Raw genomic sequence first — 26,016 nt, 5'->3', positions numbered from 1 at the left:
GGGGTCCGCAATCTTTCAATCAGGCGGCCCGCACACCGGGCCCATCCCGCCCATGCGCCTGATCCATGATCTCGCCGATCCGCTCGCCGACGGCGACGGCGATCTCCACCGAGGCCGCCCCTTCCGAACCCTGCCGACAGATCCGGGTGAGGACGTCGGTCACGCGCTGCTCCATGACCCCGAGGATCGCCGCGGCCGCCTGCGGCTGCGCGCCGCGCAGCACGGCGGCGAGGTCGCAATAGGCGTCCTGAAGAAGTCGGAGCGTGAGCCGCTCGACCGCTTGTTCATCCTCCGCCGACAAGGCTTGCATCAGACCCCACTCCCGACAGCGCCCCCAGCCTTGCCCCGACATCTTAACAAGCCGTGAAGGACGCCGCGGGACCGCAAGATTCGGCTAACCCTGCCGCAGGGCCGGGGGACGCCCGCTCACGCGCGACGCGGATTCCGGGCAGCCGAGGCGGCGCAGCGCGATCCGCGGCCGGGCGGAGGGAACTTGGCGGGCCCTCGGCGGGTCGACCCCGCAAGATCCGTCAGCGCGAGAGCCTCCCCATGCGCCTCCTCATCACCACGAGCCTCTGTCTGGCCGCCATCGCCGCGACACCGGCATCGGCCCAGGTTCAGCAGGCCAATCCCAACGCCGCCAACCGATCCATGGAAACCGGCGGCCAGTTGCGCGCCCTGCGGCAGGAGCAGACGACCCAGAGCAACACGCTGCGGATGGACATCCAGCGCAACCAGGCCGCGACGCCCGCCCCGAATACCGGACCGAACGCGATCGGCCCGACCGGCGGTACGGGTGTGATCGGCCGCTAGGACCGGGACGGTGCTGGCCGGAACCGGTCCACGCTCCCTACACGTCCGGCAGGCGCCGCCCCTTCACGACCACCCGCGGCCACCGGTCCAGCCCGATCGGCATCAGCACGGCGATCCCGGGCGGCACCGCGGCGTCGCCGAGCAGGCTCTCGAGGGAGACCCGGCAGGCTTCCTCGAGCTCGCCCCGCGTGCGTGCGCCGGACGTCTTGATGTCGGCGATCAGGAGCGCCGCGATCTCGTGGGCAAAGGCGTCGCCGTCCAACATGCCGGGCTCCTGTTCTACGCGTGATCCCGTAGAGCCTCTCGCACAACGCCCGGAGCGCGGTTGCGGTCGGAGGCGAAGCCGCCGGCGCCCGAGAGTCTTGTGGGAAACCCTTAGCCGTCTTGGGCCACCGCGAGCAGCCGGACAGAATTACGTATCCCCATACCGATTGCGGATGGTGTCACCGTCCGGTCCCGGGCGGCTATCCCCCGCGAGACGATCGTGCCGGCCCCCTACCCATAAAGGAGAGATAGTCCGCCCCGGACGGCCCGTGCCACGTCGGACCGGCAGATCGCGGCTCGGAAGCCGCTTGCCGATCGGCGGCGCGCTCCTGGGCTCGCGTGACGGGGACCAGGGTCCGGGTGCCGTGGGGACGCAGCCCGCGATGGCGCCAGAGGGATCGAGGACCGGACCGATGATCATCGTCGACGAGCGCTCCGGCCCCTTGAGCCCTGGCGCCGCCCCCGCCCGCATGCGCGCGTCCGCGGAGAGCTCGCCCGCCGGACGCCGCGGCGCCGGGCGACTGGCGATCCTGGTGTCGGCGGGGACGATCCTGTTTCTGATCCCGGCCCTCTGGAACGGCCACCCGTTCCTGTTCCCCGACAGCGAGCACTACTTCATCATCGGCCGGAGCATCCTCAGCGGTCTCGCCCGGCTCGGCGGTTCGGCGGCGGCGGCCGGCAGCGGCGGCGCCGTCATGGCCGATCCGGCCGCGAGTTCGGATGCGGCGGGCGGCCTTGCCGCGATCGCGGGCGGGCGCTCCCCGGTCTATGCGCTGCTGCTCTACGTCCTGTCCGCCCTGGCGAGCGTGTGGTGGATCATCGTCCTCCAATCCGTCCTCGTCTCCTGGCTGACCGTGACATTCCTCGATCTCGTCTGGGAGCGGCCCCGGCCCGGTGCGGTCCTGGCCGGTCTGGCGGCCTTGGCGCTGCTCACCTCCGCCGGGGCGTTCAGCGGCTTCCTGATGCCCGACATCTTCGCGGCGACCTTCGTCCTGGCGGCCCTGCTGCTCGTCTTCGACACAGCGGCGTCCCGCGGAAAAACCCTCGCCTATGCGGGCGTTGTCGCCCTCAGCCTGGTGATGCATGCCACGATCGTCCTGCTGGCCGGATCCGCGCTCGTCCTGATCGCGCTGTGCCGGCTCGTCCCGTTCGCAGACCGACATGTCCGCAGGGCGTCGCTGCTCTGGATCGGCGGCGCGCTGATCCTGGGGCTCGCCTTCAATGCGGCCTATCTCCGGCTCGCGGAACGCGTCTCCGGGCATCCGGTCGGAACGCCGCCCTACCTGATGGCGCGCGTCATCGCCGATGGGCCGGGGCGTCTGCTCCTCACCGAGACCTGCACGCCGTCCGATCGCCCCTTCGCGGCCTGCGCCTTCGCAGGCCGGCACTTCGTCGACCACAATGACTTTCTCTGGGGCAGCGGGAGCCCCGGTCCCAACTTCAGCACCGCGCCCGCCGCCCTGCGCACGGCGCTCGGCGCCGAGGAGGGGCGCTTCGTCCGCGCGGCAATCCTGCATCATCCGATCGCGCAGGCGGCGGCCTCGACGCGCAACGCCCTGCGGCAGCTCGTCAGCGTGGACATGACCGAGTTCGTGATCGGGACGCATCTCCTCGTCGACGATGCCGAGTTCAGGACGGCCGCGATCCTGAAGACGATCCCCAAGCTCGACCGGTGCCTCGCGCAACCCGGCGTGTGCCCGCCGGAGGCCGCGCTCGTCCCGACCCTGCAGGGTGCCTTCGGCGTCAACCTCCTATCCTGCTTGGCCGCGATGGCCGTCACCGCGCTCTACTGGGCACTGCGGCACCGGCTCGGGGCCGACACCCGGGCGCGTCTGGATCGCCTCATGCTGATCGGGACCGGGATCTGCCTCCTGCTGCTCGTCAACGCGGTGGCCTGCGGCGCTCTGTCCGGACCGCATGACCGCTACCAAGCGCGCCTGGCGTGGCTCAGCGCGCTGTTCATGGTGGCGCTCGCGGTCCATGCGGGCGGGCCGGGCGAGCCGCAGCCGGCGCGCAAGCCGGTGTGACGGGCGCTGCGCGCGCCGAACCGACCCGTCCGCGGCGGGACGGACGGCATGCGCCGGCGGAGACGCGAAGCGGCCGCCTCCGGGCGATGCACGGCGGCGGTCCCCCCGCGGTCGGGCATTCAGGCGCGGATCGCGCCGCCCGGACCTTCAGACGATCTCACCGGGCAACGAACGGGCCCGTCCCGAGGCTGAACCGGCTCAAGCGCCTTCCGGCAGCCGAAGCCGACGGTGCGGATTGGTCCAGCACGGCCGGACCGAGAGGCCGGCTCCATCCAGGGAGCGATCCGGACACGGCCGTCCGGTACGGCCGGACCCGTCCCGATATCGCGGCGCGGCCTGCGGCTCGGAGGCTGGCCTGGGCAGCCGCGCCGCCCCGCTATCGAGGCTCGGGGGCGGACGACAAGCCGACCCGGGAGCCGACCCGGGAGAAGACGAGGAGGCGCGCGCCCGCATAGTTCAGGACGAGGGCGACCGCGGAGGCCAGGGCCAGGGCGGCGAGGGGGGCGGAGAACGGCTCGGGAAGCCGGAGGATCGCCAGAGCGAAAACCAGCATGTTGCAGGCGAAGCCGAAGGCCTGCACCAGCAGGTAGCCGGCCAGGGCGCTCAGGACCGGGCGCCCCCGCAGATCGGCGAAGCTGAGGCTCCTGTTGAGCAGGAACGTGACCAGCACCGCCACCGTGAAGGACACCGCCCGGGCTGCGAAGGGCCCGCAGCCGAAGCCGTGGATGCAGAGCGCCATCAGCCCGGCATCGGTGACGAATCCGATCCCGCCGACGAGGCAGAAGCTCGCGAAGCGCTCCGCCTCGCTGCGGGGTGCCCGGGCCTCAGCGGACATCGAGCTGCCGGGCCACCGAGAGGTAGAGCAGGCGCTTCAGCTCCTGACGGGTGCGGGTCGTCAGGTCGAGGACGATTCCGGTGAAGAAGGTCAGCACGCTGAGGATCACGATGCCGAGGCTCAGGACCGCCGTCGGCAGGCGCGGCACGAGGCCGGTCTCGACGAAGGTGACGATGACGGGCGCGACCAGCACGAGCGCGGCGAGCAGCAGCGCCACGCTGAGCGCGCCGAAGAACTGGAGCGGCCGCTCGTCCTTCATCAGGCGCAGGATCAGGTACAGGATGCGCGCACCGTCCCGGTAGGTGCGCAGCTTGCTGACCGATCCCGCCGGCCGCTCCTGATAGGCCGTCGTGACCTCGGCGGCGGGCATGCGCAGCTCCAGCGCGTGGACCACGAGTTCGGTCTCGGTCTCGAAGCCGCTGGACATCGCCGGGAACGACTTCACGAAGCGGCGCGACATGACCTTGTAGCCCGAGAGCATGTCCCGGAACTCGCGCCCGAACACGCCCTGGACGAGGCCGGTGAGGACGCGGTTCCCGAAGCGGTGGCCCGGCCGGTAGGCCTGCTGCGAGACCTCCGCGCGGGCGCCGTTGACGAAATCGAGGTCGTCCTTGAGCACCCGTCCGACCAGGAACGGTGCCGCCGCGGCGTCGTAGGTGCCATCCCCGTCGACCAGGATGTAGATGTCGGCCTCGACGTCGCCGAACATCCGCCGGACGACGTTGCCCTTGCCCTGGCGCGGCTCGATCCGGACGATCGCGCCCGCGGCCCTGGCGACCTCGGCGGTCCCGTCGGTGGAGTTGTTGTCGTAGACGTAGATCTGCGCCGTCGGGAGGGCCGCGCGGAAATCGCCGACGACCTGAGCGATCGTCAGGCTCTCGTTGTAGCACGGGACCAGAACGGCCAGGCGGGGCGGGCGCGCGGTTTCGGCGACGAGGCCAAGGACGGACATGGCGGGGCTCCGCGGCCTCTGCCTGAGGCCTGCCGCCACCGTGCGGGCCGTCCGGATCGACCACAATCGGCCGCGCTCCGGAGCCGGACCGCGCTTTCGACGTAGCGGCGCCGGCCGAAGGAGGGCGGGCTACGTCCTTCGGCGGAGACGGCCGCGCGGGCTCACGCCTCGGCCCGCGCCCGCTTCCGCGCCTCCGGGACGCCGGCGGGCGCCGCGCGGCCGGGTCCGCCGAAGGGCAGGCGCAGGCCCGCGACCACCGGATAGACCGCCGGCAGCACCACGAGGGTGAGCAGCGTCGCGGAGATCAGGCCGCCGATCACCACGGTGGCGAGCGGCCGCTGCACCTCCGCGCCCGCGCTCGTCGAGAGCGCCATCGGCAGGAAGCCGAGCGCGGCGACCAGGGCGGTCATCATCACCGGCCGCAGCCGCATCTCGGCGGCGCGCGTCGCGGCCTCCTTGGCGCCGAGGCCGGTGGCCTCGAGGTCCCGGATGTAGCTCGTGAGCACCACACCGTTCAGGACCGCGATGCCGAAGGTCGCGATGAAGCCGATCGCCGCCGAGATCGAGAACGGCATCCCGCGCAAGGTCAGCGCCAGGATGCCGCCGGTGGCCGCCATCGGCACGTTGAGGAAGATCAGGCCGGCGATGCGAATATCGGCGAACATCACCACCAGCAGGATCAGGATCGCCGCGAGCGCGGCCGGGACGACAAGCGTCAGCCGGCCGGTCGCCTCCTGCAGGTTCTGGAACTGGCCGCTCCAGACCAGGGCGTAGCGCGGCGGCAGCGTGACCTGCTGCGCCACGGCGGCCTGGGCGGCCGCGACGAAGCTCTGCACGTCGCGGCCCCGGACGTTCGCCTGAACGGAGATCCGCCGCTGCAGCCGCTCGCGGCTGATCTGCGCCGGTCCCGTCGCGACCTCCACGCTGGCGACCATCGCCAGCGGCACCATCATCCGGCTGCCGGCCTCTCGACCCGCCTCCTGGCCGGAGCGGCCGACCGGCAGGGCACGGATGCGCTCGATGTCGCCGCGGTCGGCGGGATCCAGGCGCACCACGATGTCGGTGATCGAGTTGTCGTCCCCGTAGACCATGCCGGCGGTGCGGCCGCCGATGCTCTCGACGACGTCGAGCACGTCGGACACGCTGATGCCGTAACGGGCGGCCCGGGCCCGGTCGACCTGGATCGAGAGCGCCGGCATGCCGGCCTGCGCCTCGGCCTTCACGTCCGCCGCGCCCTCGACCCCCGACACCGTCCGCACGATGGCATCGGCCGTGTCCTTCAGGACCTTGAGGTCGTCGCCGTACAGGCTGATCGCGACGTCGCCGCGCACGCCCTCCAGCAGGTCGTCCATGCGCATCTGGATCGGCTGCGAGAAGCTGTAGGCGACACCGGGCACCTCCTCCTTCAGCCGCGTGTCGAAGGCGGCCACGAGGCCGTCCTGCGTCGCGGCGGTGGTCCAGGTGGCGGGGTCGGCGAGGGTGATGAAGCTGTCGGTCGACTCGACGCCCATCGGGTCGGTGGGGATCTCGGCGCTGCCGGTGAGGGAGACCACCCGCTTCACCTCGGGGAAGGATTTCAGGACCCGCTCGATCCGGCCGACCGTGGCCAGCGACGCGTCGAGGGCGATGCCCGGCAGCTTCTCCGAGGTGACGACGATCGCGCCCTCCGACAGCTTCGGCAGGAACTCGCCGCCGAGGCGCGTGGCCAGCACGCAGGAGCCGGCGAAGAGCGCGAGCGCCACCTCGACGGTCAGGACCACGTGCCGCTCGGCGCCGCGCAGCAGCGGCCTGTAGGCGGCGCGCATCCCCCGGACGAGGCGCGTCTCGCGCTCGCCGACGCCGCGACCGGCGAGGAAGAGGGCGGCCAGGGCCGGCATCAGCGTGAGGGTGACGACCAGAGCGCCGGCGAGCGCGAGGATCACGGTCAGCGCCATCGGCACGAACATCTTGCCGGCCACGCCCTGCAGCGCGAGGATCGGCACGTAGACGAGGATGATGATCGCCACCGCGAAGATCACCGGCCGCGCCACGGCGGCGGTGGCGTCCCGCACCACCTCGGTGGCCGGCCGGTCCGGATGCTCCCCGCGCGCGCGCAGCACGTTCTCGATCATCACCACGGCGCCGTCGACGATCAGACCGAAATCGATGGCGCCGAGGCTCATCAGGTTGCCCGACAGGCCGAGCAGGCGCATGCCGGCGAACGCCATCAGCATCGCGAGCGGGATCGCGACGGCGACGATCAGGCCGGCCCGCAGGTTGCCCAGCAGCAGCAGCAGGACCACGATCACCAGCACCGCCCCCTCAAGGAGGTTGTGCGCGACCGTATGGATCGTGCGATCCACGAGGGCGCTGCGGTCGTAATAGGGGACGATCGCGACCCCGGGCGGCAGTTGCGGGCGCAGGTCGTCGATGGTCTTCTTGACCCGCTCGACCACCGCGCTGGCATTCTCGCCGTAGCGCATGAGGGCGATGCCCACGACCGTCTCGCCCGCGGCGTCGTGGGTGACGGCGCCGAGCCGGACCTTGGGCGCCTCCTGCACGGTTCCGAGCGTCGCGAGCGTGACCGGGACGCCGCCGGGGCCGGTCGCCACCACGACGTCGGCGATGTCCTGCGGGCCCTTGGCGAGGCCGAGGCCGCGGATCACCTCCTGCTGATCGTTGTGCTCCAGATAGGCGCCGCCGCGCGCGGCATTGTTGTCGGCGAGCGCCGTGTAGACCTGGGCGAGGGTGACCCCGTAACGGCGCAGGGCGTCGGCGGAGATGCGGGCCTCGTAGGTCGGCATCTGGCCGCCGTAGATGTTCACATCGGCGATGCCCGGCGTCAGCTTGAGCTTCGGGGCGATCGTCCATTGCAGGATGCGCTTGAGCTGCATCGGCGTGTAGGCCGGCCCGCGCAGCTCGAACTGGTAGATCTCGCCCAGGCCCGTCGCCATCGGGCCCATCTGCGGGTCTCCGACGCCGGCCGGCATCAGGCTCTTGGCCTGCGGCAGGCGCTGGAACACCTCGGCCCGGGCCTCGGTCACCGATACGGATTCGTCGAAGGTCGCGTAGACCGCCGAGACCCCGGCCCGGGACGTGGAGCGCACATTGGCGAGGCCCGGCGCGCCCGCCATGGCATTCTCCACCGGGAAGGTGACGAGACGCTCGACCTCCAGGGGGCCGAGCCCCGGCGACAGGGTCAGGACCATCACCTGCCGGGGCGAGATGTCCGGCACCGCGTCGATGGAGAGGCCCTCGAGGTTGGCGATCCCGCCCGCGGCGGCCGCGAGCGCCACCACCAGGACCAGGAACCGGCGGCGCACCATCAGGGCGAACCAGGTCTTCATCGCGGTGCTCAATCCGTGGAGCCGAGCAGGCTGCGCATGAGGATCGCCTTGAGGCCGAAGCTGCCCGCCGTCGCGACGCTCTCTCCGGCCGCGACGCCGCGTGTCACCTCGACCCAGTCCGCCCGCTGGATCCCGAGGGTCAGGACGCGCCGTTCGAAGCGGTCGGGGGCGACGCGCACGAAGGCGATCGGGCCCGCCTCGGTCTGCTGGATCGCGGCGGCCGGGACGGTGACGCCCGACCGGCCGAGATCGGCGGCCACCGTGACCGACACGAACATGTTGGCGCGCAGCAGGTCCTCGGGATTGTCGAGTTCGAGCCGCGCGGGCGCGGTGTTGGTCGCCGGATCGAGGGCGGCGTTGACGGAGCGCACCCGGCCCTCGAAGGGCGGCTGGCCGGGGATCGGGCTGTCCACCGTGGCCGCGTCCCCGGCCTTCACCCGGGTGATGTCGGGACCGTAGAGATTGGCCAGCACGACGACGCGGGCCGGATCGGCCACCGTGAACGCGTCGCGGGCGGTGTCGACGACCTCGCCGAGGGTCACGCCGACCTGCGTCACGACCCCGGCGATCGGGGTGACGACCGCGCTGGTGCCGGGCGCGGCGCCCTCCGCGGGGGCGAGGCGCTGATACTGCGCCCGGTACATGTCGGCATTGGCCTGGGCGGACTGGACCGCCGCGCGCGCCTTGGCGAGATCGACCTGCCGCCGCTCGACCTCGGCCTGGGCGACGCCGCCGAACTTGAGCTGCTCCTGGCCGCGCTTGAGCTGTATCTCCGCGGCCCGCTCGGAGGCCTGCGCCTCGCCCAGGGTCGCCTGGGCGGCCTGGAGGCCGTTGCGCGCGTCCAGGATCCCGGCGGCGTCGAGGGTCGCCAGGGTCTGGCCGGCCGCGACACGGTCGCCGGGCTGGACCGCGAGGCTCAGGACCCGCCCCTGCGTGCGCGGCTTCAGATGCGTCACGCGCCGCTCGTCGAAGGCGACGGTGCCGGGGGCGCGCACCGGCAGGACGATCCGGCGCGTCTCGGCCGTCCCGAAGGCGAGGCCGAACCGCTTCTGGCCGGCCGCGTCGAGGGTGACGAAGTCCGATTGTGCCGGCGCGTCCTCCGTCTTCGCGGCGGACGAGGCCGTCATCGAGGCGTCGTCACCGGTTTGGGCAGGCCCCAAGCCGAGCCGGTCGCGCAGCGCGTCGCGCGAGATCCAGCCGGCGCCCAGGAGCGCGGCGAGGATCAGGACGAGCCAGGCCAGGCGTGCGCCGCCGCGCCGGGCCTTCCCGGGCCGGACCTCTGGAGCGGCCGCCGCGGTCGGCCCCACATCCGGATGCGGCGCCTGCGCGTCGGTCTCGGCCTCCCGCGCGGCATCGGAGGCGTCCATGGTCAGCGCCATCCGATCCACCGCAGGCCTCCCCATCGCCCGGCGCCGAGCGCCGCAGCCGACTCGACCGGCCGCCTCACGCGTCGAGGCCCGGCTTGAGCACGTCCTCGGTCACGAAGCGCCCGGTCTCGACCTCACGGACCACGACCTCGTAGCCCGCGCTGCGCAGATCCTTGAGGTGATCGAGGGTGACGTAGGCCCGGGCCTCGACATCGTACAGGCGGCTCGCCGCGTAGCGGTTGATCAGGCGCCGCGGGCGCCGCTTCCTAGGCATGCACCGACGTCCACGGATCGGGCGCGAAGCGGCGGGACGGGCAGGGAAGGCGAGACCAAGTCCGCATCGAGGGAATCCGGAAGCGCACCGTCCGGCGGCCGAGGGGCGGGCGGGTACGGGCTAGAGTCATTCCAATAAAGAGGGCCAACGCGATGCGGTGCCATTAAATTCGGGTTCATGCGGACGGTCGCGGGGCGATTTGCGCCGCGAAGTCCGGCACAAGGGTCCGGGACCGGGAAACAGCCGCGCCTGCGCCGGGGCGTGGAACCGGGGCGGGGGCCGCGCGTGGCGAAGCTGCTGCTGATCGAGGATGATGCGGAGACGGCCGGGGACGTGCTCGACGACCTGCGCGGGCGCGGCCACGAGGTCGTCTGGACCGCGACCGGTCCGGACGGAGCCCGGGCGGCCCGGGATGGCGGCTGGGGCGCGATCATCCTCGACCGGATGCTCCCCGGCCGGGACGGCCTGAGCGTCCTCCAGGATCTGCGCCGCGACGGGGATCGGACGCCGGCGCTGGTCCTGAGCGCCCTGGGCGACGTCGACGAGCGGATCCGGGGCCTGCGCGCCGGCGGGGACGACTACCTCGCCAAGCCCTTCGCGCTGGCCGAACTCGCCGCACGCATCGAGGCGCTGCTGCGGCGGCCGGTCGACAGCCGCGAGACCGTCCTGCACGTGGGCAACCTCGCGATCGACCTGATCGCCGGCACGGGCCGGCGCGGCGCCCGCGACCTGGAGTTGCTGCCGCGCGAACTCAAGCTCCTGGCGTATCTCATGCGCCGCCCCGGCCAGATCGTGACCCGGGCGATGCTGTTCGAGGAGGTCTGGAACTACCGGTTCACGCCCAAGTCCAACCTGATCGACGTCCATGTCGGGCGCCTGCGCCGGAAGCTGGAGGCGGGGGGAGAGCCGCCCTTGATCCACAGCGTGCGCGGCACCGGCTTCACGCTGACGCCCGATGGTTGATCGGCTCCGCTCGGCGGACCTGTTCCGCTCCACCGCGATCCGCTGGGCGCTCGGCATCGCCCTGTGGTCGCTCCTGCTCGCCCTGGCGATGTTCGCCTTCGTCTACTGGCAGACGGCCGACTACCTGCGGGAGGAACTCGCCGAAACGCTCCGGCTGGAGGTCCGGGCGGCCGCGGCCGACCCTGGCGTCGCGGCGACCCGGGTCGATACGTGGATCGCGATGGATGTCCACGCCACGCATTACGGCGGCCTGTTCGCGCCGGACGGGACGCGCCGGGCCGGCAATCTCGGGGCGTTGCCGGCCCGTCTGGCGCGCGACGGCGACGCGTACCGGGTGAGCGCGACGGTCGATCTCGCCGGTCGCAGCCTCCAGGACGAGATCTGGGCGGCCGCGCTGGCGCTCGCCGACGGCAGCACCGTGGTGATCGCCCACGACACCGACGAGATCGACCGCGTGAAGGCCACGATCCTGCGCGCCCTCGGCCTCGGGCTGGTGCCGACGCTGGCGCTCTCGGCCCTGGGCGGCCTGCTGCTCACGAGCCGCGCGCGCCGCCGCCTGGCCGCCACCGAGGCCGCCGTGGCCGAGGTGATGCGCGGCGACCTGGGCAAGCGCCTGCCGGTCGGCCTGGGCGACGACGAGTTCGACCGGCTGACCCGGACCGTGAACCGGATGCTCGACGAGATCGAGCACCTCATGGGCGAGGTCCGCAGCGTCGGCGACGCAGTCGCCCACGACCTGCGCACGCCGCTCACCCGCCTGCGCGCCCGGCTCGAGCGCACCCGGTCCCAGGCCCGGACCGTCGCGGAGTTCCACGAGGCGATCGACCAGGGGCTCGTGTGGATCGACCAGACGCTCGCCATGGTCACCGCCGTCCTGCGGATCGGCGAGATGGAGGACGGGCGGCGGCGCGGCGCGTTCACGCGGGTCGATCTCGGCGAGGTGGCGGCCGTGGCGGTCGAGTTCCACGCGCCGCTCGCCGAGGAGAAGGACATCGACCTCGCGCTCGCGGCGCCGGACGGGCCGCACCCCGTCCACGGCGACCGCGACCTGTGCTTCGAGGCCCTCTCGAATCTCCTCGACAACGCCCTGAAATTCACGCCGCCCGGCGGCCGCGTCGCGGTGGGATTGCAGCGGACCGAGGCCGCGATCGTCGTGACCGTCGCCGATACCGGCCCGGGGCTGCCACCGGGGGAGCGCAGCCAGGTGTTCCACCGCTTCTATCGCGCGGAGGCGGCGCGCCAGACGCCCGGCCACGGCCTGGGCCTGAGCCTCGTGGCGGCGATCGCCGACCTGCACGGCGCCCCCGTGGGTATCCGCGACGCGGCGGGCGGCGGCTGCCATGTCGAGCTGCGCTTCCCGCACGCCGAGGCGGAGGCCGGCCCACGGACGGCCCGGTCAGCGCCGTCCATCACAAGTGGACCGTCATCCCCATAATTCGCCCGTGATGGCTCGGCCGCTCGGGTGCGAAAGCCGCGGTTAAGGCGCGCCATGTCAGTACCCGGCAACGAAACGACGCCTGTGTGGGGCCGATGAACGTGTTGCGGCGCGCCGGTTCCTGGCTCAGATCGGCCCGCACCTGGATCGCGCTCGGCGTCCTGGCCCCGTTGGGCATGGTGGTGACGTCCGCCCTGATGCTGGCCGATCTGCGCCGGGACGCCTGGGACAGCGCGGACCAGACCAGCCGGAACCTCCTCCAGGTTCTCGAACGCGACATCGTGCGCAACATCGAGATGTACGATCTCTCGATCCGCGCGGCCGTCGACAACCTGAAGGTGCCGGGCCTGACCGAGGCCGATCCGCGCCTGCGCCAGCTCATCCTGTTCGACCGCGCCGCGACCGCCCGCGACATGGGCGTGATGCTGATCCTGAACGAGGAGGGCGATGTCGTCGCGGACATCGCGGCCGTCCCGCCCCGCAAGGGCAACTACGCGGATCGCGAGTACTTCCAGGTTCACCAGGCGAGCGCCGGGCTCGGCCTCCATGTCGGGCGCCCGATCGTGTCGCGGCTCGACGGCGAGCGGATGCTGCCGTTCAGTCGCTGCGTCGACAAGCCCGACGGCAGCTTCGGCGGCGTGGTTCTGGGCACCGTGAAGCTGTCCTACTTCACGCACCTGTTCAGCGAGATCGACCTCGGGCCGGGCGGGGCCATCAACCTGTACCTGACCGACGGCACCCGCATCATGCGCTATCCCTACGTGGAGGCCGATCTCGGGGCGAACATCGCGCAGGCGCCGACCTTCAGGCGGTTCCTGCGGGAGGGGCGGGGCAGTTTCGTCAGCACCTCCGTGCGCGACGGCGTCGAGCGGAGCTACAAATTCACGCGGATCGGGACCCTGCCGCTGATCCTGAACGTCGCCCTGTCCACGAAGGACGTGGAGGCGGACTGGGCCGCGAAGGCGACGATCATCGGCGGCATCGTGCTGGCGCTGTGCGGCCTCACGATCGCGCTGTCGCTCCTGTTCGGGCGGGAGCTGCGCCGCCGCGAGGCGATGCGGGCCGAGATGGCCGCTTTGTCGCGCACCGACGCCCTGACCGGCCTGCCGAACCGCCGCTGCTTCGAGGACATGTACCAGCGGGCTCTGGACGCGGCCCGGCGCGACGGCCATCCCCTGTCGCTGCTCATCGTGGATGCGGACCATTTCAAGCGCTTCAACGACCAATACGGGCACCCGGTGGGCGATGCGGTCCTGCAGGGCCTGGCGCGCAGTCTGTCGGCGAGCGTGCACCGCCCGCAGGATCTCGCCAGCCGCATCGGCGGCGAGGAGTTCGCCGTGCTCCTGCCCGAAACCGACGAGGCGGGCGCCCGGCGCGTCGCCGACACGATCCATGCCGAGGTGGCGAAGCTCCCCGTCCCGTCGGCCGGGCTCGGGGCAGGCGTCGTGACGGTGAGCATCGGGCTCGCCGCCGCGCGGCCGAGCGGCGACCGGAGCGCGCCCCCGCCGGACCTGTACCGCTTGGCGGACGGCGCCCTCTACGAGGCCAAGACCGGCGGCCGCAATCAGACCCGCAGCGCGGCGCCGTCACCCGCGCCGCTCCAAAGGGGCGCGCTGCAACTGGTGAAGACGTCCTGACGGGGCCCGGCTGCGATCGGTCTTCCGATTTCTTGACGGAATCGACACGAAAACCGTGATCTCATCGCGCCGATGGCTGACGGACCGGCCCGTGCCGCCCGTCGTCATCGCGCGCCGATGGACGGGTAGGCAGCGGGACCCGTGCGTCGGATCAGCGATGCTCGTGTGGATTTCGCGTGGAATCCGGCCCCGCAAGCCAAGGGTAACGAGGATGGACGACAGACGTGTGGCGCCCCGCAGACGGACGCTTCTCGAGGGGCACATCGAACTCGCCGGTGGCGGTGCGATCGACTGCACGATCCGCAACATCTCGGACGGCGGCGCCCGCCTGCGCGTCGTCAGCGTGATCGGCGTTCCCGACGCCTTCGTGCTGTCCTACGGGATCAACGGTCAGCGTCGGCCGGTTCGCGTCACGTGGCGTCAGGAAACCGAACTCGGGATCGCGTTCGACGACGCCTGACGGCCCGCGCCAGACGAGGCTTCCACGCCCACCCGTGTTGAGGGGCGGATCGGAGGGGCGTGGAAGGCCTGCGTCCGGCTGGTGGCCCACCGATGCGCCGACAGGGTTAACGTTTCCTTACCGGGCGGCGGGGGCCGCGCGCCGGGCGTGGAGCGTCTCGGCGATCACCACGCCGGTCCGCAGCACGTGGCGATGGGCGATGGCCCCGGCCTCGGCGGCGTCCCGCCCGGCGAGGGCCTCGAACAGATCCCGGTGCTCCCGGGCGGATTCCGCCCAGCGGCTGCCGCTGGAGAGCGCGCGCAGGCGCGCCCACTGAGCCCGGGCCTGGAGCGGCGCGTGGGCCTCCGCCAGCGGACGGTTGTGGGCGGCCGTGACGATCGTCCGGTGGATCTCCTGGTTGAGGGCGAAATAGGCGTCGAGCACCTGGTCCCGGTGCATGCGGTCGAGCTGAGCCTGCTTGCCGCGCAGGTCGTCCATCAGGGCCTCGGAAATCCGCGGCGCGGCGAGTTCCGCGGTGAGCCGCTCGATGCCGGCCAAGGCCTCGAACAGTTCGAGGATCTCTTCCGGCGTCCAGTCCGGGACGCGCGCGCTGCGATTCGGGTGCAGGTCGACCAGCCCCTCCGCGGCCAGGAGCTTGAGGGCTTCCCGCAGCGGGGTCCGGGAGACCCCGAGCGCGACGGAAAGGTCCGTCTCCACGAGGGTCGCGCCCGCCGGCAACACGCCGCGGACGATCATGTCCTTGAGCCGGGCCGCCGCCTGCTCGTGCAGGCCGATCCTGTGCACCTGCGCGGCGGGGACGATCAGGGCCTTGCGGGGCCGGCCCCGGCCTCGTGCGACGACGTCCATCGATCCTCCCGCTCCACCGCGCCAGCCTAGCGCGTGCGGCCGCCCGATCGATGATCCATTTTTCGGCCACTTGCGCTGCCATATCATGCATTTGCGCAAATTGCATGCAGCATGCAGAAAATACCTTGTCGCTCGTCCCGGCCTGTCGGATGCTCCGCGTGTCGGGGAAGGATGCGATGGAACGACCGAACCGCACGACGCGCCTGGGCATGCTGACGCCCTCGTCGAACAGCGTCCTCGAGCCGGCCACCGCCCATCTGCTGGCCGGCTGCGCGGGTGTGAGCGCCCATTTCGCCCGCTTCCGCGTGACGGAGATCGGCCTGTCGGCGGCGGCGCTGGACCAGTTCGACCCCGAGCCGATCCTGAGCGCGGCCGACCTGCTCGCCGACGCCCGGGTCGCCGCGATCCTGTGGAACGGCACCTCCGGCGCGTGGCTCGGCTTCGACGCGGACGAGCGCCTCGGCGCCGCGATCACCGACCGGACCGGACGCCCGGCCTCCACCGCCGCGCTCGCCTTCCGCGACCTGTTCCGCGCCCGGGGCTTCCGGCGGATCGGCCTCGTCACGCCCTATACCGGCGACGTCCAGCGCCGGATCCAGGCCAACTGGGGCGCGGCCGGATTCGACTGCGGCGCCGAGCGCCATCTCGGCCTGTCGGAGAATTTCGCCTTCGCCGAGGCCGGTCCCGAGGCCATCGCCGGCATGGTCCGGGCGGTGGCGGCCGAGGGCGTCGACGCGGTGGCGATCGTCTGCACGAATCTCGCGGGCGCCGTCCTCGCTCCGGATCTGGAGGCCGAACTCGGCGTGCCGGTGATCGATTCGGTGGCCGTCACCCTGTGGAAGGGCCTGGACCTCGCCGGCTGCCCGACCGCGCATCTCGCCGCCCATGGCCGCGCCTTCGCGGCGGACGGGGAGGGCCGTCCGTGAGCGCCGGAGCCGGAACCACCCTGATCCTCGACGGGATCACCCAGCGCTACGGGACGGCGCTCGCCGTCGACACCGTGACCCTCGACATCAAGGGCGGCGAGCTCGTGGCGCTGCTCGGGCCCTCGGGCTGCGGCAAGACCACCCTGCTGCGGGCGGTGGCGGGCTTCCTGAAGCCGACGGAGGGGCGCGTCATCATCGGCGGCCAGGCGGTCGACCACCTGCCGCCGAACCGCCGCACCGTCGGCATCGTGTTCCAGAACTACGCCCTGTTTCCCCACATGAGCGTCGCCGACAACGTCGCCTACGGCCTCGCGGCCCGGGGGATCGGGCGGGCCGAGCAGAAGGCGCGGGTGGCCGAGATGCTGGCGCTGGTGCGGCTGGAGCACCTCGCCGGGCGCTACCCGCGGGAGATGTCGGGCGGCCAGCAGCAGCGGGTGGCGCTGGCCCGGGCGCTCGCCGTGCGCCCCTCGATCCTGCTCCTCGACGAGCCCTTCGCGGCCCTCGACAAGAACCTGCGCCTCGACATGCAGATCGAGATCAAGCGCATCCAGCGCAGCGCCGGCACCACCACGCTGATCGTCACGCACGACCAGGAGGAAGCCCTGTCGATGGCCGACCGGGTCGCCGTGCTCAATGCCGGCCGCCTGGAGCAGTTCGCACCGCCCACCGACGTCTACGACCGCCCCGAGACGCTGTTCGTCAACACCTTCGTGGGCACGGCCAACGTCCTGCACGGCCGGCTCGCGACCGGGCCGGGGGGCACCCGCGTGGTGGCCCTGGAGACCGGCGGCCTTCTGCCCACCGTCACGGCCTTGCCGGACGGGACGCGGGTGGCCGCCTGCCTGCGGCCAGAGCACGTCGCCTTCGCGACCGGAGGGGAGGGGCTCGACGGCGTGGTCGAGATCGGCCTGCCGCTCGGCGCCACCCTGGTCCACGAGATCCGCCTCGACGGCGGCGCCCGCCTGAAGACCGCCGAGGCCCGGGCCGCGGGCGCCCGGCCCCGGCCGCCCGGCACCCGCGTGCGCCTGTCGCCGACCGCGCCCGAGCGGGTCAGCGTCTTCCCCGATTCCCGCCACTGAAGCCGAGCCGCCCGAGTCCGAGCCAGGAGAGCCGACCATGACCCTGCACCGCCGCAGCCTCCTCGCCGGCGCCCTGACCCTCGGCGCCGCGCAGGCCTTCCCGGGCCTGTCCCGCGCGCAGGCGCGCAAGCTCGTCTTCGCGACCTTCACGGGCAGCTGGGAGGAGGCGCACCGGGCCGTGCTGGTGCCGGCCTTCCGCAAGAGCTCGGGGGGCGACGTCATCCTCGATCCGATGCTCTCGGTCGACCAGATCGCCAAGGTCCAGGCCGCTCGCGCCAACCCGCCGATCGACGTGATGCTGCACGATCCGGGCCCCGCCCTCACGGCCATCGCCCAGGACCTCGTCGAGCCCTATCCGGTGGCCCAGTCGGCCCATTACGGCGACCTGATCGCCGACGCGCAGGAGCCGATGGGCCCGGCGCCGTTCTTCCAGATCGTCGGCCTGACCTACAACCCCGAGAAGGTGAAGACGCCGCCGACCTCCTGGGCCGACCTGTGGAAGCCCGAGTACAAGGGCCGGGTCGGCATCACCAACCTGAACTCGACGCTCGGCACCGGCTTCCTCGTGGAGATCGCCCGGATGCACGGCGGCTCGGAGACCGATGTCGAGCCGGGCTTCAAGGCGCTGGAGGCGCTCAAGCCGAACCTCGCCGCCGTGGCGGCCAACCCGGGCGCCCTGGCGGCCCTCTACCAGCAGGAGCAGGTCGACATCGGGCCGGGCAATTTCAACGCGATCCAGATCCTGAAGGCCCGGGGCGTGCCGGTGGAGTTCGCGATTCCGAAGGAGGGCATCATCGCCTTCAAGACGACGATCCACATCGTCAAGAACACGCCGGTAAAGGAGCTGGCCTTCAAGCTGATCGAGGCCGCCCTCTCGCCGGAGGTGCAGGCCAAGCTGATGCAGAGCCCCTACCTGATCGTGCCGACCAACCGGAAGGTCGCGATCGAGGGCGCGATCGCGAAGGTGCTGGCCAAGGACGCGGACGAACTGAAGCGCAAGTCGGTCTTCCAGGACTGGGCCGCGATCAACCGCAGCCGGTCGGCCTGGATCGAGCGCTTCAACCGCGAGATCCGGGTGTGACCGCCGGCCCGGCCATGGCGACGGCGGGCCCGGTCGCGGCGCCCGGCCGCCCGGTCCGCGCCTGGACGGCGGCCTACGACATCCGCCTCGCCCTGCCCCTCGGGGCGTTCTTCCTGGTCTTCTTCCTGGCGCCGCTGGCGCTGCTGCTGCTGGTGAGCTTCTACGCCGATCCGGGCATGACCCGGTTCGGCCTCGACCAGTACGCCCGGTTCCTGCTCGACCCGTTCTCCCTGCGGGTGCTCGGCGCGACCCTGTGGCTCGGCGTCGAGGTCACCGCGCTGACCCTGCTGCTCGGCCTGCCGCTGGCGCTGCTCCTGACCTGGGCGCCCGGCCGGCTGCGCGGCCTGCTGACCCTGATCGTGCTGCTGCCGCTGCTCACGAGCGTGGTGGTGCGGACCTTCGCGTGGATCGTGATCCTCGGGCGCCAGGGCATCGTCAACGCCGCCCTGCTCGGCCTCGGCCTCACCGACACGCCCCTGAAGCTGCTCTACACCGAGGGCGGCCTCGTCCTGGCGCTGGCGCAGGTGCAGATGCCCCTGATGGTCCTGCCGCTGGTGACCGCCCTGTCGCGGATCGACCCGAACCTCGCCGACGCCTCGGCGGCTCTGGGGGCGGGGGCGTGGCGCACCTTCCTCCGGGTGACCCTGCCGCTCTGCCTGCCCGGCATCGTGGCGGGCTGCCTGCTGACCTTCGCGGCGGCGATCACCGCCTTCATCACCCAGTCGCTGATCGGCGGCGGGCAGATGCTGTTCATGCCCATGTACCTGTACCAGCAGGCCTCTTCGCTCAACAACTGGCCTTTCGCGGCGGCGATCGCGATCGTCTTCCTCGTGGCGGTGCTGGCCTGCGTGACGCTCCTCAACCTCGTGGGCCGCCTGTCGCGCGGCTACGCGCAAGCCTGAGGTCACCATGCGGACGTCCCTGCGGCGCGACTTCGACTGGTTCAGCTTCCACGGCACCGTGCTGCTGCTCGCCGGCCTCTGCCTCGTCCTGCTGGCGGCGCCGACCGTGATCGTCGTGGTGGTCTCGTTCACCAACGGCTTCTCCCTGCGCTTCCCGCCGCCGGGCTATTCCCTGCGCTGGTACGCGGCGCTCGCGGAGGCCGAGCAGCTCCAGGCCGCCGCCTGGAACAGCCTGGTGGTGGCGGGCTGGGCGACCCTCCTGTCGGTGGTGCTGGGCACCGCGGCTGCGCTCGCCATCGCCCGGTCGCGGCGGCTTTCCGCGCGGCTCCTCGACAGCCTGTTCCTGTCGCCGCTGGTCCTGCCGGCCCTGGCCTTCGGGCTCGCCGCCCTGATGCTGTTCAGCCTCGCCGGGATCCCGGTCTCGCCGCTGACCCTGATCCTCGGCCACACCGTGGTCTGCGTGCCCTTCGTGGTCCGCACCACGGTCGCGGCCCTGTCGCAGATGGACCCGGTGCTGCTGGAGAGCTCGACCTCCCTCGGCGCCTCGCGCCTCTACACGTTCCGCCGGGTGACCCTGCCGCTGATCCGGCCCGGGATCCTGGCCGGGGGCTTCATCGCCTTCATGGCGAGCTTCGACAACGTCCCGGTCTCGCTGTTCCTGCGCGACGCCGCCACCGACATGCTGCCGATCCGGATGTGGCAGGATCTGGAGGGGCGCCTCGACGTCACGGTGGCGGCAGCCTCCAGCCTGCTGATCCTGGTGACGGTGGTGCTGGCGGTGGTGATGGAGCGGGCCGCCGGCCTGTCCCGCCGGATGGCGGGCTGACCCGCCATGCGGATCCTGCTCCTCAACCCGAACACCTCCGCGGCGATGACCGAACGCATGGCGCGGGCGGCGCAGGCGGCGCTGGCCCCCGATGCGCGGATCACCGCGCTCACCGCCACGACGGGCCTGCCCTACATCGCCAGCCGGGCCGAGGCGCAGCTCGCCGGCGCGGCGGTACTGGAGACGCTCGCCGCGCACCAGGCCGGCCACGATGCCGCGGTGATCGCGGCCTACGGCGACCCCGGGCTGATCGCGGCGCGGGAGCTGTTCGACCTGCCGGTGGTCGGGATGGCCGAGGCGGCGATGCTGACCGCCTGCCAGGTCGGAGCGCGCTTCGCGATCGTCACCTTCGCCCCCGCGCTGCTGCCCTGGTACGAGGATGCGGTGGCCCTGGCCGGCCTGTCGGCCCGCTGCGCCGGCCTCTACGCGGTGCGCCGGCCGTTCCAGGCGGTGACCGAGGTCCAGGACGACTTGCGGCCCGAGATCCTGGCCCTGGCCGAGCGGGCGGTCGAAGAGGGGGCCGACGCGGTGATCCTGGCCGGGGCGCCCCTCGCCGGCCTCGCCACGACCCTGCGGGACGCGGTGCCGGTGCCCCTGGTCGACCCGCTGGCGGCCGCCCTCGGCCAGGCGCAGGCGCTGGTGCGGCTCGGGACGCGGCCGCCCCGGGCCGGACGCTTCGCCCGGCCGCCCGCGAAACCGGCCACGGGCCTGAGCGGGCCGCTCGCCCGCTGGATCGCGCATCGCGAGGGAGAGCCATGATGCAGACCGATGCGACGGGCCCGCTCTGGACCCTCTCGGCCACCGCCCTGGGCCGACGCTACGCCGCCGGGACGGCGAGCCCGGTCGCGGCCGCCCGCGCCTGCCTGGACCGGGCCGAGGCCGTGAACCCGGGGCTCAACGCCCTGGTCGCCGTCGATCCCGAAGGTGCGGCGCGCGCCGCCGCGGCGAGCGCGGCCCGCTGGGCGGCGGGCCGGCCGCTCGGCCCCCTCGACGGCGTGCCGGTGACCATCAAGGACAGCCTGAACGTCGCCGGGTTCGCCACCGGCTGGGGCAGCCGGCTCTACGCGGGGCAGGGGGCGGACCGGGACGAGACGCCGGTGGCCCGCCTGCGCGCGGCCGGAGCGGTGATCCTGGGCAAGACCAACGTCCCGGAACTGACCGTCCAGGGCTATACCGGGAACCCGGTCTCCGGCGTCACCCGCAACCCCTGGGATCCGGCGCTGACCCCGGGGGGCTCCAGCGGCGGCGCCGTCGCGGCGGTGGCCGCCGGGATCGGCCCCCTGGCCCTCGGGACCGATGCGGGCGGCTCGATCCGCCGCCCCGCCTCCCATACAGGCCTCGTCGGCCTGAAACCCACCGCCGGACGGGTGCCGCGAACCGGCGGGCTGCCGCCGATCATGCTCGACCTCGAGGTGGTCGGGCCGATGGCGCGCACGGTCGACGACCTCGCGGCGCTGATGCGGATCCTCGGGGCGGCCGATCCGAACGCGGTCGCGCCGAACGGCTTCGGCCCGTTCGGGACCGCCGCAATGCCGGAGCGCCCGCTGCGGATCCTCCATGTCCCGGCCTTCGGCACCGCCCCGGTCGATCCCGAGATCGCCGACAGCGTCGCCGAGGCGGCCGGGCGCCTCGCCGGCCTCGGCCACCGGGTCGAGACCGGCCGCTTCGACGCGGCGACCGCCATCACGGAGGCGTGGCCAATCCTCGGCCAGGCCGGAATCGCCTGGCTGATGCGGGCGCATCCGGGCCGGCGCGACGACCTCGGCCCCGACATCCGCGCCCTGGCGGAGGCCGGTGCGGCCCTCTCGGCGGCCGACCTGTTCGACGTGCAGCGGATGGCGCTGGCGCTGCGTCAGGATCTCGCCACCCTGTTCGCCGCGCATGATCTGCTGATGACGCCCACGGCGGCGGCGCTGCCCTGGCGGGCGGAGGACACCCATCCGGAGCGCATCGCCGGGGTGCCGGTGGGCCCCCGCGGCTCGGCGACCTTCACGGGCTTCGTCAACGCCGCCGGCTGTCCCGGGATCTCGATCCCCTGCCGCCCCTCCCGTGCCGGGCTGCCGATCGGGTTCCAGCTCGTGGCGCCCTGGGGCCGCGACGAGGCTCTGGTGGCGATGGCGGCGGCCTACGAGGCCGCCCATCCCTGGCGGATGCTCTGGGAGGGCGGCGCCCCGTGACCGGCCTGTCGCTCCACGCCGTCGACGCCGCCACGGGCCGGCCGGCCGCGGGGATGCGCGTGCGCGTCCTGCGGGCCGGGTCCCGGCGGCGGGTGCTCGCCGAGGGGCGGCTCGGCGCGGACGGGACGCTCGATCATCCGATCGTGCGGACGCGGCTCGCCGCCGGACTCTACGAGGTCGTGTTCGCGATCGGGGACTTCGTCGGGGCGGCGGGGGAGGGGTTCCTGGAGGAGGCCGCGATCCGCTTCCGGATCGACGACCCCGACGGCCACTGCCACCTGCCGCTGAAATTCACCGCCTTCGGCGTCGCCCTGTTCCGCGGCTGCTGAGCCGGGGGTGCGTCGTCCCGGCACGCGCCTGCGGCGGCGCGGCCCTGCCGGCTCCCTCTCCCTTTGAGGTGACCGAGGCCCCCGGAGCGCCTAGACTCGATTCCGATCGGAGCGGGGCGCAGGAGGAAGCCGATGCGGGTTCAGGCGATGACGATCCCGGCCGCGGCCGGGCGCGCGACGCGCGGCGCCCCTCCGGCGCGCCTGATGCTGGCCGCGCTGACGGTCCTCGCACTTCCGCTGGCCTGGATCGCGGCCGGACGCTCCCCTGCGGCCGAAATCGACCCCGATCTCGTGCGGGTGATCCGCTTCATGGCGCTGATCAAGGGCGGGTTTGCCTTGGCGGCGCTGGCCGGCTGCCTCTGGCGCCTCGGACGCCCCGCGGCCGCGTGGCGGAGCCTCGTCTACGTGGCCGGGCCGCCGCTCATGGCGGTCGGTGCGGCCGGCCTGTGGTCCCTGCACGATGCCGGCTCGGCGGCGCTCGCCCTGCATCTCGGTCTGTTCGCGCTCCTCGCGGCGGCGCTGACCGACCCCGATGCCCTACCCGACGGTTCCCTGCGGCACGCCGTCAGATCGTCTCGTAGGCGAACAGAACCGAGATCAGCGTCAGGCCGATCAGCCCGATGACGAAACAGATGTCGGCGCAGCGCTCCAGGCGGATCGCGAGGTCGCTGACATCCCCCAGACGGATCGACAGGTAGGACGCGATCGCGCTGACCAGGAACAGGACCGCCGTCAGGGCGGCGGCCTCGTCGACGTGGCTCGGCCCGATCCAGCCCTCGGCGATCTTCACGAGGCCGATCAGCGTGGTGCAGACACCGACCATCGTACCGGCATTGGGGAGGATGTGGCGCGACAGGCCGTCCTCGCCGGATCCGGTGGCCTTCCGCCTTTCGGCCATGCGCTCCTCGTACAGCTCCGCGCCGGCCGATCCCCCTTGATATCGCGCCCGTGGAGGTTCGTCATGAAGCGACCGCTCACCACCAGCTTCTCCGCGCCGCCGCCGGCGCAGGCCGCCTCCCCCGAGCCGGCGACCTCGGCGGCGACCACAGCGGCATCCTGGCGCGACGTCGCCCCGTTCGCGGCGGCCCTGATCGCCACCCTGGAGGGGATCGAAACGGGGCCGAAGGCGGGGCCGGCGATGCGGGCACACCGCTCCGCCATGCGCCGCCAGGGCGCGGCGGCCGCGGCGCTCGGCGGATCCGAGGCGCTGGAGGCGGTCCTCCACCAGGTCGCGGAGGCCGACGCGGCGCGGGCCGCTCAGCGCCTCGCGCTCATCCGCGAGGCCTGGACCGGGCTGCCGGGGGCGGGGGCGTGAGGCGTTCGGTCGGCCTACCGGACCGGGCTGGCGGCAGGTCCCGGACGCAGGTCCCGGACGAAGCGCGCCGTCGGGCGGGGCGCCGCCGCTTCGCGCCCCGGATTCAGACCGTCGCGTAAAGATTTGATACAGGATCTGGGATAAATTCGGGCTCAGCCACGCCGCGTCACACCGAGATCGATCGTCAGGAATTTGTGATGAACGACCAAGACAAGCAATTCATCACCCAGCAGATTCTTGATGTGGGCCGCCAGCTCTACGCCGCCCTCGACAGCAAGATCATGGCGGCTCACGCGCAGCAGCTCGCACAGATGCAAGATGTCAGGCGCCTCGCCGTCGTTCAGCTGGCGCCGAAAAACAACTTCTGTCTCGTGACAGATCATCCGATCGCCTACGAGAGCAACGATCACACGGTTCCGCGCGGAACAAAGGATGACAATACACGCAATCAGCGGTTCTGTCATGCGATCGAAAGCCATTTCGGCCGAAAGGTCACCGCCCTGGACCTCGGCTGCGCAGGGGGCGGCCTCGTCTTCGATTTCCTCATCAGAGGCAACGCGGCATTCGGAATCGAGGGAAGCGATTACTCCCTTCGCGCGCAGCGCGCCGAATGGTCTATCATTCCAGATTATCTAAAGACATGCGATATTACCAAGCCATTTTCTCTGATAGATCAGAAGACGGGTACGAAAGCCAAATTTGACGTCATCACGATGTGGGAGGTCCTCGAGCACATCGAGGAATCGTTGCTTCCTCAGCTGTTTGCGAATGTGAAATCTCACCTGGCCGACGGCGGTCTTTTCGTGGGCTCCGCCGCGACATACGACGATGTCGCCAACGGCGTGAGCTACCATCCTACAGTCAAGCCGGAGACGTGGTGGCGCGAGCTTGTCCGGCAGCACGGGCTCGAATTCGTCCCGAAGAGCATGTTTCAGTTCAAGGATTTTTGCCGAGGTTCCGGCAATGAGAACGCATTCTACGATGCCGATTTCAGCAAGAACCCCGAACTCGGCTTCCACTTCGTGATGAAGCACGTCGCCGCTTAGGTGCGGGGCATCCGAACGCGGCCATGAGGGCGCCGCACGCTTGAGCGGACCGAGCGCGCGCCCCACATGGACGGGAGCGACAGCATGGGGGGCCGGCCGTGTACGACCTCATCCACACCCTCCGCCTCTGGCTCTGGCGCCGTCAGATGTGGGCCATGGCACGGGCGTGCCGAGTGCCCGCGACCGGCGACGGCGACTGGATCGCCGCCACCGTGGCGGCCTCCGCGACGAGCTCGGGCGCGCCGGTCTCGTACGTGAGCGGCGCCGGCCTGTAGCGGATCCCGCTTTACCGGGAGCGATCAGCCTTCCGGAGATGGCTCGGCGGCGGCGGCGCCCGGCTCGGGTGCCGGGCCGGTGTCGAGGGTGCCGCTGTGGACCAGGGCGCCGGCCCAGGCGCTCGCGATGATCCGGACCTGCTCGATGGCCTCGGCGCGGGTGAAGGCACTGTCGCCTCCTCCCGGCCTGCCCTCGTCCCAGTAGACGTAGCCGGTGCGCCGGCCGCCGGCATCCTCGACGCAGGCGGCGTTCTCGAGGACGCAGATCCGGAGCGGGAGCTTGAGGCCGAGTGTGGGCATGGGGCCCATATAGGGCGCCGATCCCGCAGGAAATCGGCGCGCCCGCCGCGTGACGGTGCGCCTCAGGCAGGCCTCAGGTGGGTTTGGCCGCGTTGAGCGCCCGCGTCAGGTGCGCCACGACCTCGTCGCCCTTGGGCGGAGGCTCGGCTTCCTCGACCCGCCGGGCGACTTCCATCACGAGGTATGTCACCGATGGCGGCCACGATACGCCGTTGTCCAGGAGCATCCGGGCGGCGCTCACGAGCATCCTGAACTGGTCCGGCGGGATCGTGAGACCGGCCTCGTGCTGCGCGAGGATGTGGTCGGCGATGGCGGCCGCCAGTCCAGCAACCTCGGCCATCTTGTCGGGCGGACCCTCAGCCGTCATCTCAGATCGCGCTTCGTCTTGGAACGCTCGGTGCGGAGCATCTGTCACCTCTCCCAGGCCCACACGGTTCCACAAGCAATCCTGGGCAGCAAGCCACGCGGGCGGTTCGCAACTCCGACGTGTTGGATTGTGAACCATCGACGTCATGCGGCGGATCGGGCGACCCATGCGTCTGCGCGGCTGGCCGTGCGCCC

General features: G+C 72.2%; 29 protein-coding genes. 18 read left to right on the top strand and 11 right to left on the bottom strand.

What is annotated here, in order from left to right:
• Positions 1 to 19 precede the first annotated feature (19 nt).
• Positions 20 to 310 (bottom strand): hypothetical protein, encoded by a 291-nt coding sequence (locus BM396_RS25650; protein ID WP_043349792.1) that lies wholly within the window; start codon positions 308 to 310, stop codon positions 20 to 22.
• Positions 311 to 549: 239 nt separating this feature from the next.
• Between BM396_RS25650 and BM396_RS25645 the strand changes: the two genes are divergently transcribed.
• Positions 550 to 813 carry a hypothetical protein gene (locus BM396_RS25645; protein WP_043349789.1) on the top strand — a complete coding sequence of 88 codons (264 nt, stop codon included), beginning with the start codon at positions 550 to 552 and terminating at the stop codon, positions 811 to 813.
• 37 nt (positions 814 to 850) lie between these two features.
• Here BM396_RS25645 and BM396_RS25640 read toward each other — a convergent pair whose 3' ends face one another.
• The gene (locus tag BM396_RS25640) at positions 851 to 1,078 is read right to left on the bottom strand and encodes a hypothetical protein (protein WP_043349788.1); all 228 of its coding nucleotides are present in this window, start codon (positions 1,076 to 1,078) and stop codon (positions 851 to 853) included.
• Positions 1,079 to 1,490: 412 nt separating this feature from the next.
• Between BM396_RS25640 and BM396_RS25635 the strand changes: the two genes are divergently transcribed.
• The gene (locus tag BM396_RS25635) at positions 1,491 to 3,104 is read left to right on the top strand and encodes a hypothetical protein (RefSeq protein ID WP_043386524.1); all 1,614 of its coding nucleotides are present in this window, start codon (positions 1,491 to 1,493) and stop codon (positions 3,102 to 3,104) included.
• Between the two features lie 376 nt (positions 3,105 to 3,480).
• Here the strand turns inward: BM396_RS25635 and BM396_RS25630 are convergent, their stop codons facing one another.
• The 5 genes from BM396_RS25630 to BM396_RS25610 all read right to left on the bottom strand — a co-directional run bounded on the left by BM396_RS25630 (position 3,481) and on the right by BM396_RS25610 (position 9,858).
• A complete protein-coding gene (locus tag BM396_RS25630; protein WP_051976217.1) occupies positions 3,481 to 3,939 on the bottom strand; it encodes a GtrA family protein in 459 nt (152 codons plus the stop codon).
• Positions 3,929 to 4,891, bottom strand: coding sequence for a glycosyltransferase (locus tag BM396_RS25625; protein ID WP_043386527.1), 963 nt, complete (start codon positions 4,889 to 4,891; stop codon positions 3,929 to 3,931). The genes BM396_RS25630 and BM396_RS25625 overlap by 11 nt, the downstream gene beginning before the upstream one ends.
• Positions 4,892 to 5,052: 161 nt before the next feature.
• Entirely contained in the window at positions 5,053 to 8,217 is a 3,165-nt protein-coding gene (locus tag BM396_RS25620) for an efflux RND transporter permease subunit (RefSeq protein ID WP_043386530.1), read from the bottom strand.
• An 8-nt stretch (positions 8,218 to 8,225) separates the two neighbouring features.
• On the bottom strand, positions 8,226 to 9,584 hold the full coding sequence (locus BM396_RS25615) for an efflux RND transporter periplasmic adaptor subunit (protein ID WP_244538951.1): 1,359 nt from the start codon (positions 9,582 to 9,584) through the stop codon (positions 8,226 to 8,228).
• Positions 9,585 to 9,660: 76 nt separating this feature from the next.
• Positions 9,661 to 9,858 carry a polyhydroxyalkanoate synthesis regulator DNA-binding domain-containing protein gene (locus tag BM396_RS25610; protein ID WP_043386535.1) on the bottom strand — a complete coding sequence of 66 codons (198 nt, stop codon included), beginning with the start codon at positions 9,856 to 9,858 and terminating at the stop codon, positions 9,661 to 9,663.
• 285 nt (positions 9,859 to 10,143) lie between these two features.
• Between BM396_RS25610 and BM396_RS25605 the strand changes: the two genes are divergently transcribed.
• The 4 genes from BM396_RS25605 (at position 10,144) to BM396_RS25590 (ending at position 14,353) form a co-directional block, all read left to right on the top strand.
• The gene (locus BM396_RS25605) at positions 10,144 to 10,821 is read left to right on the top strand and encodes a response regulator transcription factor (protein ID WP_043386537.1); all 678 of its coding nucleotides are present in this window, start codon (positions 10,144 to 10,146) and stop codon (positions 10,819 to 10,821) included.
• Entirely contained in the window at positions 10,814 to 12,256 is a 1,443-nt protein-coding gene (locus tag BM396_RS25600) for a HAMP domain-containing sensor histidine kinase (RefSeq protein ID WP_051976218.1), read from the top strand. The genes BM396_RS25605 and BM396_RS25600 overlap by 8 nt, the downstream gene beginning before the upstream one ends.
• 95 nt (positions 12,257 to 12,351) lie before the next feature.
• Positions 12,352 to 13,893 carry a sensor domain-containing diguanylate cyclase gene (locus BM396_RS25595; RefSeq protein WP_043386540.1) on the top strand — a complete coding sequence of 514 codons (1,542 nt, stop codon included), beginning with the start codon at positions 12,352 to 12,354 and terminating at the stop codon, positions 13,891 to 13,893.
• 211 nt (positions 13,894 to 14,104) lie between these two features.
• The gene (locus tag BM396_RS25590) at positions 14,105 to 14,353 is read left to right on the top strand and encodes a PilZ domain-containing protein (RefSeq protein ID WP_043386543.1); all 249 of its coding nucleotides are present in this window, start codon (positions 14,105 to 14,107) and stop codon (positions 14,351 to 14,353) included.
• Positions 14,354 to 14,470: 117 nt separating this feature from the next.
• Here BM396_RS25590 and BM396_RS25585 read toward each other — a convergent pair whose 3' ends face one another.
• Complete coding sequence (locus BM396_RS25585; protein ID WP_043386546.1) at positions 14,471 to 15,199, bottom strand: GntR family transcriptional regulator; 729 nt, start codon at positions 15,197 to 15,199, stop codon at positions 14,471 to 14,473.
• Positions 15,200 to 15,375: 176 nt separating this feature from the next.
• Between BM396_RS25585 and BM396_RS25580 the strand changes: the two genes are divergently transcribed.
• The 9 genes from BM396_RS25580 (at position 15,376) to BM396_RS25540 (ending at position 23,143) form a co-directional block, all read left to right on the top strand.
• Positions 15,376 to 16,125: a maleate cis-trans isomerase family protein gene (locus tag BM396_RS25580; RefSeq protein WP_043349762.1), complete on the top strand. Its 750-nt coding sequence runs from the start codon at positions 15,376 to 15,378 to the stop codon at positions 16,123 to 16,125.
• Positions 16,122 to 17,204 carry an ABC transporter ATP-binding protein gene (locus BM396_RS25575; RefSeq protein WP_043386549.1) on the top strand — a complete coding sequence of 361 codons (1,083 nt, stop codon included), beginning with the start codon at positions 16,122 to 16,124 and terminating at the stop codon, positions 17,202 to 17,204. Before BM396_RS25580 ends, BM396_RS25575 begins: the two co-directional genes overlap by 4 nt.
• 37 nt (positions 17,205 to 17,241) lie before the next feature.
• On the top strand, positions 17,242 to 18,285 hold the full coding sequence (locus tag BM396_RS25570) for an ABC transporter substrate-binding protein (protein ID WP_043349754.1): 1,044 nt from the start codon (positions 17,242 to 17,244) through the stop codon (positions 18,283 to 18,285).
• A gap of 14 nt (positions 18,286 to 18,299) precedes the next feature.
• Complete coding sequence (locus tag BM396_RS25565; RefSeq protein WP_170861881.1) at positions 18,300 to 19,187, top strand: ABC transporter permease; 888 nt, start codon at positions 18,300 to 18,302, stop codon at positions 19,185 to 19,187.
• 7 nt (positions 19,188 to 19,194) lie between these two features.
• Positions 19,195 to 20,013, top strand: coding sequence for an ABC transporter permease (locus BM396_RS25560; protein ID WP_043386552.1), 819 nt, complete (start codon positions 19,195 to 19,197; stop codon positions 20,011 to 20,013).
• Between the two features lie 6 nt (positions 20,014 to 20,019).
• Complete coding sequence (locus tag BM396_RS25555) at positions 20,020 to 20,772, top strand: aspartate/glutamate racemase family protein (protein WP_043386555.1); 753 nt, start codon at positions 20,020 to 20,022, stop codon at positions 20,770 to 20,772.
• Positions 20,769 to 22,190 carry an amidase gene (locus BM396_RS25550; RefSeq protein ID WP_043386558.1) on the top strand — a complete coding sequence of 474 codons (1,422 nt, stop codon included), beginning with the start codon at positions 20,769 to 20,771 and terminating at the stop codon, positions 22,188 to 22,190. The genes BM396_RS25555 and BM396_RS25550 overlap by 4 nt, the downstream gene beginning before the upstream one ends.
• Positions 22,187 to 22,519: a hydroxyisourate hydrolase gene (locus tag BM396_RS25545; RefSeq protein ID WP_043354274.1), complete on the top strand. Its 333-nt coding sequence runs from the start codon at positions 22,187 to 22,189 to the stop codon at positions 22,517 to 22,519. Before BM396_RS25550 ends, BM396_RS25545 begins: the two co-directional genes overlap by 4 nt.
• 132 nt (positions 22,520 to 22,651) lie before the next feature.
• Positions 22,652 to 23,143 carry a hypothetical protein gene (locus BM396_RS25540; RefSeq protein WP_244538950.1) on the top strand — a complete coding sequence of 164 codons (492 nt, stop codon included), beginning with the start codon at positions 22,652 to 22,654 and terminating at the stop codon, positions 23,141 to 23,143.
• Here the strand turns inward: BM396_RS25540 and BM396_RS25535 are convergent.
• Entirely contained in the window at positions 23,085 to 23,417 is a 333-nt protein-coding gene (locus BM396_RS25535) for a hypothetical protein (protein ID WP_043354278.1), read from the bottom strand. The genes BM396_RS25540 and BM396_RS25535 overlap by 59 nt on opposite strands.
• Positions 23,418 to 23,480: 63 nt before the next feature.
• On the opposite strand from BM396_RS25535, the gene BM396_RS25530 reads away from it, so the two are divergent.
• From BM396_RS25530 to BM396_RS32950, 3 genes are all read left to right on the top strand, one after another.
• The gene (locus tag BM396_RS25530) at positions 23,481 to 23,834 is read left to right on the top strand and encodes a hypothetical protein (RefSeq protein WP_043386561.1); all 354 of its coding nucleotides are present in this window, start codon (positions 23,481 to 23,483) and stop codon (positions 23,832 to 23,834) included.
• A 197-nt stretch (positions 23,835 to 24,031) separates the two neighbouring features.
• Positions 24,032 to 24,880 carry a methyltransferase domain-containing protein gene (locus tag BM396_RS25525; RefSeq protein ID WP_043354281.1) on the top strand — a complete coding sequence of 283 codons (849 nt, stop codon included), beginning with the start codon at positions 24,032 to 24,034 and terminating at the stop codon, positions 24,878 to 24,880.
• Between the two features lie 98 nt (positions 24,881 to 24,978).
• Positions 24,979 to 25,155 (top strand): hypothetical protein, encoded by a 177-nt coding sequence (locus tag BM396_RS32950; protein ID WP_164706397.1) that lies wholly within the window; start codon positions 24,979 to 24,981, stop codon positions 25,153 to 25,155.
• A 24-nt stretch (positions 25,156 to 25,179) separates the two neighbouring features.
• Here BM396_RS32950 and BM396_RS25520 read toward each other — a convergent pair whose 3' ends face one another.
• Together BM396_RS25520 and BM396_RS25515 are read right to left on the bottom strand one after the other, a co-directional pair.
• Positions 25,180 to 25,464 (bottom strand): hypothetical protein, encoded by a 285-nt coding sequence (locus BM396_RS25520; protein WP_236952889.1) that lies wholly within the window; start codon positions 25,462 to 25,464, stop codon positions 25,180 to 25,182.
• Between the two features lie 64 nt (positions 25,465 to 25,528).
• Positions 25,529 to 25,822, bottom strand: coding sequence for a hypothetical protein (locus BM396_RS25515; RefSeq protein WP_043354282.1), 294 nt, complete (start codon positions 25,820 to 25,822; stop codon positions 25,529 to 25,531).
• Positions 25,823 to 26,016: the final 194 nt, after the last annotated feature.

Source organism: Methylobacterium sp. UNCCL125 (genome assembly GCF_900116795.1).
GTDB lineage: Bacteria > Pseudomonadota > Alphaproteobacteria > Rhizobiales > Beijerinckiaceae > Methylobacterium > Methylobacterium fujisawaense.
This window is presented reverse-complemented; position numbering and strand designations above follow the sequence as displayed.